Annotated in this window: 11 protein-coding genes; 5 read left to right on the top strand and 6 right to left on the bottom strand. The window is 60.5% G+C overall.

What is annotated here, in order from left to right; genetic code table 11:
- Positions 1 to 80 precede the first annotated feature (80 nt).
- The 3 genes from AC07T0_RS00105 (at position 81) to AC07T0_RS00095 (ending at position 3248) form a co-directional block, all read left to right on the top strand.
- Positions 81 to 1031 carry an ornithine cyclodeaminase family protein gene (locus AC07T0_RS00105; RefSeq protein WP_494999290.1) on the top strand — a complete coding sequence of 317 codons (951 nt, stop codon included), beginning with the start codon at positions 81 to 83 and terminating at the stop codon, positions 1029 to 1031.
- Between the two features lie 295 nt (positions 1032 to 1326).
- Positions 1327 to 2454: an NAD(P)/FAD-dependent oxidoreductase gene (locus AC07T0_RS00100; protein ID WP_494999289.1), complete on the top strand. Its 1128-nt coding sequence runs from the start codon at positions 1327 to 1329 to the stop codon at positions 2452 to 2454.
- A gap of 164 nt (positions 2455 to 2618) precedes the next feature.
- On the top strand, positions 2619 to 3248 hold the full coding sequence (locus AC07T0_RS00095; RefSeq protein ID WP_494999288.1) for a helix-turn-helix transcriptional regulator: 630 nt from the start codon (positions 2619 to 2621) through the stop codon (positions 3246 to 3248).
- Between the two features lie 148 nt (positions 3249 to 3396).
- Here AC07T0_RS00095 and AC07T0_RS00090 read toward each other — a convergent pair whose 3' ends face one another.
- From AC07T0_RS00090 to AC07T0_RS00065, 6 genes are all read right to left on the bottom strand, one after another.
- Positions 3397 to 4173, bottom strand: a complete 777-nt coding sequence (locus tag AC07T0_RS00090; protein WP_494999287.1) for an ABC transporter substrate-binding protein — start codon at positions 4171 to 4173, stop codon at positions 3397 to 3399.
- A 352-nt stretch (positions 4174 to 4525) separates the two neighbouring features.
- Positions 4526 to 4975 (bottom strand): molybdopterin synthase catalytic subunit MoaE, encoded by a 450-nt coding sequence (gene moaE, locus AC07T0_RS00085; protein ID WP_494999286.1) that lies wholly within the window; start codon positions 4973 to 4975, stop codon positions 4526 to 4528.
- A 1-nt stretch (position 4976) separates the two neighbouring features.
- Positions 4977 to 5219 carry a MoaD/ThiS family protein gene (locus tag AC07T0_RS00080; protein ID WP_494999285.1) on the bottom strand — a complete coding sequence of 81 codons (243 nt, stop codon included), beginning with the start codon at positions 5217 to 5219 and terminating at the stop codon, positions 4977 to 4979.
- Positions 5216 to 5689 (bottom strand): cyclic pyranopterin monophosphate synthase MoaC, encoded by a 474-nt coding sequence (gene moaC / locus AC07T0_RS00075; RefSeq protein ID WP_494999284.1) that lies wholly within the window; start codon positions 5687 to 5689, stop codon positions 5216 to 5218. The genes AC07T0_RS00080 and moaC overlap by 4 nt, the downstream gene beginning before the upstream one ends.
- A 251-nt stretch (positions 5690 to 5940) precedes the next feature.
- Positions 5941 to 7335 carry a PhoH family protein gene (locus AC07T0_RS00070; protein WP_494999283.1) on the bottom strand — a complete coding sequence of 465 codons (1395 nt, stop codon included), beginning with the start codon at positions 7333 to 7335 and terminating at the stop codon, positions 5941 to 5943.
- 342 nt (positions 7336 to 7677) lie between these two features.
- Positions 7678 to 8802, bottom strand: a complete 1125-nt coding sequence (locus AC07T0_RS00065; RefSeq protein WP_494999282.1) for a polysaccharide deacetylase family protein — start codon at positions 8800 to 8802, stop codon at positions 7678 to 7680.
- Between the two features lie 294 nt (positions 8803 to 9096).
- Here AC07T0_RS00065 and yaaA point away from each other — a divergent pair, with 294 nt between their 5' ends.
- Together yaaA and AC07T0_RS00055 are read left to right on the top strand one after the other, a co-directional pair.
- Positions 9097 to 9876: a peroxide stress protein YaaA gene (yaaA, locus tag AC07T0_RS00060; RefSeq protein WP_494999281.1), complete on the top strand. Its 780-nt coding sequence runs from the start codon at positions 9097 to 9099 to the stop codon at positions 9874 to 9876.
- 982 nt (positions 9877 to 10858) lie between these two features.
- Positions 10859 to 12175 (top strand): nucleotide sugar dehydrogenase, encoded by a 1317-nt coding sequence (locus AC07T0_RS00055; RefSeq protein ID WP_494999280.1) that lies wholly within the window; start codon positions 10859 to 10861, stop codon positions 12173 to 12175.
- Positions 12176 to 12181 lie beyond the last annotated feature (6 nt).

Here is a 12181-nt window from a genome sequence, read left to right as displayed (position 1 = left end):
TTTCGCCCGGCGATTGCTGAAATAAACTAAAAGTCCATAATAGACAAATTAGTTTATTCACAAGTCTTCGGGAGCCCCCCATGTCCGGCCACACCCCCTACGTGATCGACAGCCAGCAGGCGCATCGACTCCTGCAGCAGATCAACGTGCCGCAGATCCTGCACAAGTTGTTCCGCGACCTGGCGGCCGGGCAGGCCGTGCAACCGGCGCAGCAATGGGTGGAGTTCCCGCAAGGTGCCGGCGACTTCATCAACTACCTCGGCGTGCTGGCCGACGATCAGGTCTATGGCGTCAAGACCTCGCCCTACATCGTCGGCGAGCAAGGCCCGCGGGTGACCGCCTGGACCCTGCTGATGTCCATGCATAGCGGCCAGCCGCTGCTGCTCTGCGATGCCGGCGAACTGACCACCGCGCGCACCGCGGCCACCACCGCCGTGGCCGTGGACGCCCTCGCTCCGCTGGACGCCAGGCGCCTGGTCATCGTTGGCAGTGGTCCAGTGGCCCAGGCGCATCTGCACTACACCAAAGGCCTGCGCGACTGGCGGGACATCAGCCTCTACTCGCCCAATATAAATGCCGAAAAGTGCCGGCGCCTGAGCGATATCGAGCCGCGCCTGCGCATCGTCGAGCAGTTGGAGCAAGCCCTGGAGGACGCCGACGTCATCCTGCTCTGCACCTCCTCGGCGACGCCGGTCATGGACCCGAGCCAGCTGCGCAAGCCGGCCCTGATCACCTCCATCAGCACCAACGCCGTACGCGCCCATGAAGTGCCGCCGCAGACCTTGAGCGACATGCAGGTCTACTGCGACTATCGCCAGACCACGCCGGGCGCGGCCGGGGAAATGTTGATTGCCGCCAGCCAGCACGGTTGGAACGCCGGCGAGATCCGCGGCGACCTGGCCGAACTGCTGAGCGGGCAGACGCCACGGCCGACGTATGAGCGTCATGTGTTCTTCCGTTCCATCGGCCTGGGCTTGGAAGACATCGCCCTGGCCAATGCGCTTTATCACCTGCGCCACAAGGCCAGCTGAACACCGTACCTGTAGGAGCCAGCTTGCTGGCGATCGGGCCAGTCAGTCTTGCCTCGCCTGAACGGCCGCCATCGCCGGCAAGCCGGCTCCTACAGGATTGGAGCCCGACGCAGAATCTGTGGCTGACTAGCTCCTACAGGGATTGTGGCAACAGGATATTTTGCGGTGATACGCGGATTTGTGGGAGCTGGCTTGCCAGCGATGGCGATGTGATATTCACCGCCGCTATCACCGGCAAGCCGGCTCCCACAGGTTTCGTCTATAGCCTTTAGAACTTACCAGCAGGAGGCCTTGAATGAACCAGGCAGACTTCATCATCATCGGCGGCGGCATTGCCGGCGCCTCCACCGGTTTCTGGCTGGCCGAGCACGGCCGGGTCATCGTGCTCGAACGCGAATCGCACCCCGGCTATCACGCCACCGGACGCTCCGCCGCCCTCTACACCGCCGCCTATGGCACGCCGCAGGTGCGCGCCCTGACCCTCGCCAGCCGGGCCTTCTTCGACGCCCCGCCGCCCGGTTTCGCCGAACACCCGTTGCTCACGCCCCGGGGCGAAATGACCGTGGACTTCAGCGGCGACTCGGACGAACTGCAGCGGCAATACCTCAGTGCCAAAGCCAGCGTGCCCGAGATGCAGCTGCTCAGCGCCGACCAGGCCTGTGCCCGCCTGCCGATCCTGCGGCGGGACAAAGTCCACGGCGCGATCTACGACCCCAGCGCCAGCGACATCGACACCGACGCCTTGCACCAGGGTTATCTGCGCGGCATCCGCCGCCAGCAGGGAGAGGTCCACACCGACTGTGAAGTTCTCGGCCTTGAACGTGATGCCGATGGTCTGTGGCAGGTCCGCACGGCCGGGCAAACCTTCCGCGCCAAGGTACTGATCAACGCTGCCGGCGCCTGGGCCGACCAGATCGGCGAACTGGCCGGTGCCCGCCCCCTGGGCCTACAGCCCAAGCGCCGCGCCGCCTTTATCTTCGCGCCGCCCGAAGGCCTGGAAATCCACGCCTGGCCGATGCTGGTCAGCCTCGACGAGTCCTTCTATATGAAGCCGGATGCCGGCATGTTCCTCGGTTCCCCGGCCAACGCCGACCCGGTCGAGCCCCACGACGTACAGCCCGAAGAGCTGGACATCGCCATGGGCATCTACCAGATCGAGGAAGCCACCACCCTGACCATTCGCCGTCCGACCCGCACCTGGGCCGGCCTGCGCAGCTTCGTCAGCGACGGCAACCTGGTCTCCGGTTTCGACCCCCGGGTACCCGGCTTGTTCTGGGTCGCCGCCCAAGGCGGCTATGGCATCCAGACTTCGCCAGCGATGGGCCAGGCCAGCGCGGCGTTGGTGCGTGGCCAGGCCTTGCCCGAGCCTCTCGTGCATTTCGGTCTCGACGCCGCAATGCTCGCCCCTGCCCGTCTCGGGTGACGACTGGCGCTGATTGCGGCACACTCTTTAGTACACCCGTACCTGGGGCATTGCCCTTTCGCCACCAGGTGATCAGGTCAACTTCTTACGAGGTGAACCGATCACCGCACCAGCTGTTTCCTTTGGCTTCCCCCAAGGACGCTGAAGTTGCCTGGAGAACCACCATGACAGCCAAACAGGCCCCCGCCCTGGATAACTTCCGGGCGATTGCCGATGCCATCGCCACACTATTCTTTCCCCATGCCGAGGTGGTGCTGCACGACTTGCGCACGCAGCAGATCGACTACATCGCCAACAACATCTCCAAGCGCGAGATTGGCGATGACGCGGCGCTGGAGGACATGCTTGAGGCGGGTATCGACGAGCGCAATATCGGCCCTTACGAGAAACTCAACTGGGACGGTCAGAAGATTCGCAGTGTCAGCACCGTGCTGCACGACGCCCAGGGCGCACCGTTGGCGGTGCTGTGCATCAACCTGAATATTTCCCTGTTTGAAAGCGCCAGGGCGGCGCTGGACCTGTTCCTCTCACCGAACAAACTGATCCCGCAGCCCGATGCGCTGTTTCGCGATGACTGGCAGGAGCGGATCAACACCTTCCTGCACAGCTGGCTGCGTCAGCGGCAGTTGGGGCTGAACCTGCTGACCCGCGACCACAAGCGCGAACTGGTGCTGGCCTTGCACGCCGAGGGCGCGTTCAAGGGCAAGAGCGCGGCCAACTATGTGGCCAACGTGCTGAATATGGGCCGGGCGACGGTGTACAAACACCTGAAGGAATTGAAAGCCGAGGTTTGAGCCCCCCCCTGTAGGAGCGAGCTTGCTCGCGATGGACGTCAACGATGACGCAGGGTATCTGGAAGCCCGTGGTGTCTGTTCGTTCATCGCGAGCAAGCTCGCTCCTACAGGAAGGTAATGCCAGCGTTCGTAATCGGTGCTCCAGCAATCAGTCGCCGTAGATATCCGCTTTGAAGTACTTGCCCTCGATCTTCTGGTACTCGCCGCTGGCGCGAAGCCCGTCGATGGCCCTGTTCAGTTTGCTGACCAACTCACTGTTACCTTTACGCACCGCGATCCCGGCACCCTCGCCCACGTACTTCGGATCCTTCAGCTCCGGTCCGACAAAAGCGTAGCCGGCACCGCGCGGCATCGAGAGGAAATCGTCCAGGGGAATGGTGTCGGCAAAGATCGCGTCCAAGCGCCCGGACGCCAGGTCCATGTAGATTTCTTCGTTATTGCTGTAACGCATCACCTTGATGCCCAGCGGCTCGAAGACTTCCGTGGCATAACGGTCGGTGGTGGTCGAGCGCTGCACACCGATAGTCTTGCCCTTGAGGCTGGCGTACTGGTCATCCACCACCGCCCCCTTCTTCATCACCAGACGCGAGGAGGTGAAGTAATACTTATGGGTGAAATCCACTGACTTCTTGCGTTCGTCAGTGATGGTCATGGACGACAGCGCCGCGTCGATTTTCTTGACCTTCAAGGCCGGGATCAAGCCGTCGAACTCGCCTTCGATCCACTCACACTTGACCTTCATCTGCGCGCACAGGGCATTGCCGATGTCGTAGTCGAAACCGACGATGGTGCCTTCGGAGGTTTTCGAAGCAAAGGGCGGGTAAGCCGCCTCGATACCAATACGCAAGGTCGGCTCGGCGGCAAACGCAGTGCTGCCGGCCAACAGGCTCATGGCCAGACCGCCGATCAGGGTGAACTTCTTCATGCTGGAACTCCCGCTCTTTTATTTGAGGTGTTGTGGCAAGACAGTAGGAAAGAAGACGATGGCGCTAATTTGTACTTATTAGTCTATCGTGGACTTATAAGTACAAATCGTCAATAAGCAAATGCCTGCGCACGGTCAGAAAGCCAGGCACCGATGAATGTTGAAGGTGAGGGGTTTGTAGGCGATGAGGCCCGCCACTCTTGCAGCGCCAGCACCGACGCCATCGCTGGCAAGCCAGACTCCTACAGGGTCGGGGCCGTAGGCAAAATCTGTGTTCGACTTCGTACTAATGTGGGAGCCGGCTTGCCGGCGATGGGGACCGGAAGCCTTGCGCGGATCAAACGGCAAACTACTACTTCCAGCGCTCCGCGGCTGTCTGGTCGCTGGCGCGACCTTCGACCCAGTGCGGGCCCTCGGCGGTGTTTTCCTTTTTCCAGAACGGGGCCTGGGTTTTCAGGTAGTCCATGACGAAATTGCAGGCATCGAACGCGGCCTGACGATGGGCGCTGGTCACCCCGACAAACACGATGGGCTCACCCGGCTCCAGGGCGCCGACCCGGTGCAGCACTTCCAGTCCGAGCAACGGCCAGCGCTCCCGGGCTTGCGCGACGATCTTGCCGAGGGCCTTTTCGGTCATTCCCGGATAATGCTCAAGGAACATCCCCGCCACTGCATGCCCGTCATTGAAATCGCGCACGTAGCCAACAAAACTCACTACCGCACCGATTCCCAGGTTGGCGGCGTGCAAGGCATTCACCTCAGCCCCCGGATCGAATGCCTGCACCTGTACGCGAATCGCCATCTCAGCCTCCGGTCACCGTAGGGAAAAACGCCACTTCGTCGCCATCGAGCAGTGGCTCGGTCAACGAACAGAGGTCCTCATTACGGGCGCACATCAGGTTCTGTTCGCCGAGCACTTGCGTGCCCTCGCGCAGCAGCAGGAACTGGCGGACAGCCTCGACGCTGGCGAAATCCCCCTCCAGCGCCAACTCATCCACCCCGAGCGCTTCGCGGTAACGGGCAAAGAACTTCACCACGATCTTCATGGCGCATCCGCCAGGTAGTGGCCGCTCTTGCCGCCGAGCTTTTCCAGCAGGCAGACGTTTTCGATGATCATGCCGCGATCCACCGCCTTGCACATGTCATAGATCGTCAGCGCCGCGACACTGGCCGCGGTCAACGCTTCCATCTCCACGCCGGTCTGCCCGGACAGCTTGCAGCGCGCGACGATGCGCACGGCATCCTCGCCATCGGCATTCAGCTCGACCTTGATACTGGTGAGCATCAGCGGATGACACAGGGGAATCAGCTCGGAGGTTTTCTTCGCCGCCTGGATACCGGCGATCCGCGCCACGGCGAACACATCGCCCTTGGGGTGGCCACCGCTGACAATCATTTGCAGGGTCTCCGGCAACATACGCACGCGGGCCTGGGCTACCGCCTCGCGGAAAGTCACGGCCTTGTCGGTGACGTCGACCATATTGGCACGGCCTTGGGAATCGAGATGAGTCAGCACAGCGATACTCCTGATCAGGAGCGTCGATTGTAAACCTGCAGGTCAGTTTTACGCGACCACCGCAAAATATGTGCTGGCCCGCGGATTTATTGTAGGCGCTGGCTTGCCGGCGATGGCGTCCGAATGGACAACACCTGGCTCAAGGGCCCCATCGCTGGCAAGCCAGCTCCTACAGGGACAGTGACAGCCGCAATATTGGGCGCTGACATAAAAAGGGCGGCCCGCCTGGCCGCCCTTGGTTGTGGATAAGCTTACAGGTGGGATTCGGCGTATTCGGCCAGGATCGAACGTGGCACGCCCTGCAGGGTGATGTGCACGCCGTTCGGGAAATCCTTGAAGCGCTCGGTCAGGTAGGTCAGCCCGGAGCTGGTCGCGGACAGGTAAGGGGTGTCGATCTGTGCCAGGTTGCCCAGGCACACCACTTTGGAACCGGCACCGGCACGGGTGATGATGGTTTTCATCTGGTGCGGTGTCAGGTTCTGGCACTCATCGATCAGGATCAGGCTCTGCTGGAAGCTGCGCCCGCGGATGTAGTTCAGGGACTTGAACTGCAACGGTACCTTGCTGAGGATGTAGTCGACGCTGCCATGGGTGCTTTCGTCATCCATATGCAAGGCTTCGAGGTTGTCGGTGATCGCCCCCAGCCAAGGCTCCATCTTCTCCGCCTCGGTGCCGGGCAGAAAGCCGATCTCCTGGTCCAGGCCCTGCACGCTGCGGGTCGCGATAATGCGCCGGTAGCGCTTGCTGACCATGGTCTGTTCGATGGCGGCGGCCAGGGCCAGGATGGTTTTCCCGGAACCGGCGGCGCCGGTCAGGTTAACCAGATGGATGTCCGGATCGAGCAAGGCGAACAACGCCAGGCTCTGGTAGATGTCACGCGGTTTCAGGCCCCAGGCTTCCTGGTGCAACAGGGGTTCCTGATGCAGATCGAGAATCACCAGCACATCGGCGCGGATTTCCTTGACCCAGCCGACAAAGCCCTGTTCGTCGATGATGAATTCGTTGACGTGTACCGCCGGCAGGTTGTCGGTCAATTGCACCTGGTGCCAGGTGCGGCCATGGTCCTGGCGGGTCTCGACCTTGCTGACACGATCCCAGAACGAACCTTTGACGTCGTGATAACCGTTGGGCAGCAAGGACACGTCGTCGACCAGTTGGTCGGTGCTGTAGTCCTCGGCCGCGATCCCGCAGGCGCGCGCCTTGAGGCGCATGTTGATGTCCTTGGTCACCAGGACCAGGCGCAGGTCCTTGTCCCGCGCATGCAGATCGATCAACTGGTTGATGATGATGTTGTCGTTCAGGTGTTCGGGCAGCACCAGGTTCGGTTCGTGGCGCTTGCTCATCAGGATCGACAGCAGGCCCTTGGGACCGCTCTTGCCGCGCTGGATCGGGACGCCCAGCTCGACATCCTCGGGGCTGGCGTCGCCCAGGGTCTTGTCGATCAGGCGGATCGCCTGCCGGCATTCGGCGGCGACGCTGTGATGCCCGCCCTTGAGCTTGTCGAGTTCCTCGAGCACGGTCATCGGGATGGCGACATGGTGTTCTTCGAAATTGAGTAATGCGTTTGGATCGTGGATCAGTACGTTGGTATCGAGCACGTAAAGGATAGGCAGGTTGGAAGAAGGCGTGCGTCCGTGATCATCCATACTCGGTCACCTTTGTGGGAGCCATTCGACGCAATACCTGGACGGTGCTGCGCCTCGAAGTGACCGCCGAATTCGCCTGTGAAGGGGCAGGCGTTCTGTGCACAAGTAGGGTCTTGTAAGACGCCACCTGTGTTGCAGGTTTCGGCGGTCTGACTCCGTAATACCGCAAAAGACATGACAGAAAAAAGCACTTTGACGTTTTTTTGAAGTTTATTTTTCAGAGTGACGAATAGCCCTTGGCGAGTGGCCCGTACACCGTTAAAGTCGGAAGTCCGCCTGCACTGAAATCATCACCTCATTTTCCCCCAGCCCAACAAATACGGGCACTTGGGTTTTTCCCTGCTAACGAAACGCGTCCTTGCACTCCTGCCAGCCGAGCCCGCTTTCGGCGGTCTGCTTGAGCAGCCAGGGTAATGCCGTGCGCGCCTTGTCCTGGGTGTCATGAAACACAATGACCCCGCGCCGCCAGAGCAGCATCAGGGTCAACACCCGCTGGGCGGACTGCTCGGCGCTGAGCTTGCCGGTAGCATCCGCCGAATCGATGTCCCACAAGGCGACCTGCAAGTGCTGGGCCTTGAAAAACGCCGCGCCATCGGCCCGTCGCTGCCCGTAAGGTGGGCGGAACAGCGCGGCATAGTTGTCCGGCAGGGCGTTCTGCAGCAGCGCGATACTGCGCAGGATCGAGTCCTCCCAGTCCTGCCATTGACTGTGGGAGCGGTACTGCCAGCCTTCCGCGCCCACGCATTGCTGGCGGTACAGTTCGCGCACCGCTGGCATTGAGGTCTTGTCCAGGCGGGCCTGCAGGGCATTGCCGAGGACAAAGAACAGGCCGCTCATCTTCTGTTTGCGCAGGTAGCCGATCAACTCGTCGGTATTGCCCTGGGCCATTGTCGGCCCGCCGTCGAAGGTCAGCAGGAACAACCGGTCGTTGAAGCCTTCGCCATTGCGCTCGTGATCGCCCAGCAGCTGGATTTCGCTGCTGGTCTGCGGCAACAGCGCGGCCAGGCGCAGCAGCTCGTCCAGGTAACGCTCATGGAACGCCCGGGACGGCACCGCCCAGCGCACATAAAAGGAGTCTTCGCCGACCCGGAACTTGCCGGCGGCGGTCCGCAGACTCTCCAGGTCCTCGACGTAGAAACAGAAGGAGGCGTCCTGCTCGCAGCTCTGCTGGGCGGCGTTGTAGCTGCTCAGCAGGCGCTGCCACAGGCGCTGGCGCACCGTATCGATCGAGACCATGTTGATCTGCTTGAGCCCCAGGCGCTTCTTCAGGGCCGCTTCGTCGAGCAGTTCGCTGACCAGCAGCGTATGGGCAAACATCAGGACCTCGGCGCGCGAGGCGACATCGAACAGCGCCGGGCTGCTCAGTTGCTCGGGCCAGACGCTGCGATCCAGGGTCGCGGGGTCGTTCGGCGCGGCGAAGGTCGTGAGGCTGGCCAGCAGGGCCGAGAAGAAAAGAACGATACGCAAAAGGGTGCCTCCATTTCAGAACCCGCCGCGCACTATAGCCGATCTGACGGGCCGGGCCCTTATGGTGCCTGTTCTGGCCTCTTCGCGGCGATGCGGCGACCCGACAAGCTCCGCTCCCACAGGTTTTCAGTCGTTCACAGAACCAGAGTTCGACTCGAACACTGTGGGAGCCGAAGAGGTCCTCAAGATCGGCAAGGATGTCCCAGGCCAGCCATACAGCGGCTATCGCCATCATAGGTGGAGTCAAACCGCCCAAGCCCCTAGAATCCCCCGACGATTAAAGGAGACGACTTCATGCTGATGGTGATTTCCCCCGCCAAGACCCTCGATTTCGAAACACCGGCGGTGACCCAGCGCTTCACCCAACCGCAATACCTGGACCACTCTCAGGAGTTGATCGAGCAACTGCGCACCCTCAGCCCAGCGCAGATCAGCGAGTTGATGCACGTTTCCGACAAGATCGGCGGCCTCAATGCCGCGCGTTTCGGCAGCTGGAACCCGGCCTTTACCCCGGACAACGCCAAACAGGCGCTGCTGGCATTCAAGGGTGACGTCTATACCGGCCTCAATGCCGAAGACTTCAGCGACGCCGATTTCGACTACGCCCAGAGCCATCTGCGCATGCTCTCTGGCCTCTACGGCCTGCTGCGTCCGCTGGACCTGATGCAGCCCTATCGCCTGGAAATGGGCACCAAGTTCGCCAATGCCCGCGGCAAGGACCTCTACGCCTTCTGGGGTACGCGCATCAGCGAATGGCTCAATGAAGCCTTGGCCGAACAAGGTGACGAAGTGTTGCTGAACCTGGCCTCGAACGAGTACTTCTCGGCGGTCAAACGCTCGACGCTGAACGCGCGCATCGTCAATACCGAGTTCCGCGACCAGAAGAACGGCCAGTACAAGATCATCAGTTTTTATGCGAAAAAAGCCCGGGGGATGATGGCGCGGTTTGTGATCCGGGAGCGTATCCAGAACCCTGAGCAATTGAAGACGTTCGACGAACAAGGCTACCGGTTCAGCGCTGAACTTTCCAAGGTGGACAACCTGGTGTTTTTGCGTGATCAGGCGCTGGAGTAACGCAGTTCGTCGTAGTACCGCGTTATCGTTCTTCGCGGGCAAGCTCCGCTCCCACATTAATCCTGAGTCGTACCGACATTTTGTGTACGACTGAGAACCTGTGGGAGCGGAGCTTGCCCGCGAAGAGGCCGGCACAGACACCACAGCCCCCCAGACCGGCACATCTGTAACCCTGCCCCCACTCGGTGCACTACACGCAATGTGTAATCCCGACGATTCACCTCTATATCCCTCCCGCAACACCCCAAAAAACCCAATTATTTGACGTCAACAAACCGACCGTTACAACCATGAAAATTCTTTCACTCGACATTTCGAATTTTTTTGAGTAGTGGCACCTGAATTTTTTCCCCGTAGTGGCACACCACCATCTCTGCATTTTTAATCCCCATAACTAAAGGGCGAAACGGAAAGTGCTATCAATATGAAGTCGTGCCATCTTTCCTCCTCTTTTCAGAATTATCAGAAAACAGGATGAGCGGATCGGAACTTATGTTCCGAAGCATTGCTCATACCACCGGTAACGATTCTCACAGTACTTGTAAGAGATGACTTACATCGAGGCGAGAGTAAATGTTTAAGTTGCCAACAGCGACTTACAACCGCGCCCCACCATTCAAACCACAGCGAAGGACAGGAGATACGCAACCTTGATATCCCCTAAAAGGCCAAGACAGGCCCCCGGACAAAGCACTTGCAAGCGTCTCGCAACCTGTTGATCTACAAGCCCCCCTGTGGGTAGCCGAAGGTTTCGAGCACGCTGACAAGGGTCTTCTCGCTGAAGGCCGGCCACATTCAAGGGCACGCCCCTATAACAAGGCCAAGTTGCGCACAACTTGAGTGCAATTATTTAGCCACTCGACGCTTATATGCCTGCCTTCGGCGGACACGACCTATTAGGCCGCACTTCCGGACGCACCACGGTTACTGGCTACATTAACTCCGGCCATTTAATGGCGTGATTAAGATAGAGGTAAATGCAATGCGCATTAGCATATTCGGTTTGGGTTACGTCGGTGCAGTCTGTGCCGGTTGCCTGTCTGCACGAGGCCACGATGTCGTTGGCGTCGATATTTCCCAGGACAAGATCGACCTGATCAACAACGGCAAATCGCCGATTGTCGAACCGGGCCTGGAAACCCTGTTGGCCCAGGGGATTGCCAGCGGTCGACTGCGCGGCACCACCGACTTCGCCGAAGCGATTCGCAACACCGACCTGTCGATGCTCTGCGTCGGCACACCGAGCAAGAAGAATGGCGACCTGGAACTCAACTACATCGAGTCGGTGTGCCGCGAAATCGGTTTTGTCCTGCGTGACAAAACCACCCGCCACACCATCGTGGTGCGCAGCACCGTGCTGCCGGGCACCGTAAAAAACGTGGTGATCCCGATCCTCGAAGACGGCTCGGGGAAAAAAGCCGGGGTCGACTTCGGGATCGCGGTCAACCCTGAGTTCCTGCGCGAAAGCACCGCGATCAAGGACTACGACTACCCACCGATGACCGTGATCGGCGAATTCGACAGCGCCTCCGGCGACGTCCTGCAAGCGCTCTACGAAGAACTCGACGCACCGATTATCCGCAAGGACATCGAAGTGGCCGAGATGATCAAGTACACCTGCAACGTCTGGCACGCCACCAAGGTCACCTTCGCCAACGAAATCGGCAACATCGCCAAGGCGGTCGGGGTCGATGGACGCGAAGTGATGGAGGTGGTCTGCCAGGACAAGACCCTCAACCTATCCCAGTACTACATGCGCCCCGGCTTTGCCTTCGGCGGCTCCTGCCTGCCCAAGGACGTGCGCGCCCTGACCTACCGCGCCGCCTCTCTGGACGTCGACTCGCCACTGCTCAATTCGCTGATGCGCAGCAATGGAAGCCAGGTGCAGAACGCCTTCGACCTCGTCGCCAGCCATGACAAACGCCGCATCGCCCTGCTCGGCCTGAGCTTCAAGGCCGGTACCGACGACCTGCGCGAAAGCCCGCTGGTGGAACTGGCGGAAATGCTCATCGGCAAGGGCTTCGACCTGAGCATCTACGACAAGAACGTCGAGTACGCCCGTGTCCACGGGGCGAACAAGGACTACATCGAATCGAAGATTCCCCATGTGTCGTCCCTGCTCAACGCCGACTTCGACGAGGTGATCGACAACAGCGACGTGATCATCCTCGGCAACCGTGACGAGCGGTTCCGCGCCCTGGCCGAGAACGCCCCGCACGGCAAACAGGTCATCGACCTGGTGGGCTTCATGTCCAAGGCCACCAGTGCGAGTGGCCGGACCGAAGGTATTTGTTGGTAAACCAAC

The sequence above is a fragment of the Pseudomonas sp. GW821-FHT04D07 genome (assembly GCF_059420225.1).
This window is presented reverse-complemented; position numbering and strand designations above follow the sequence as displayed.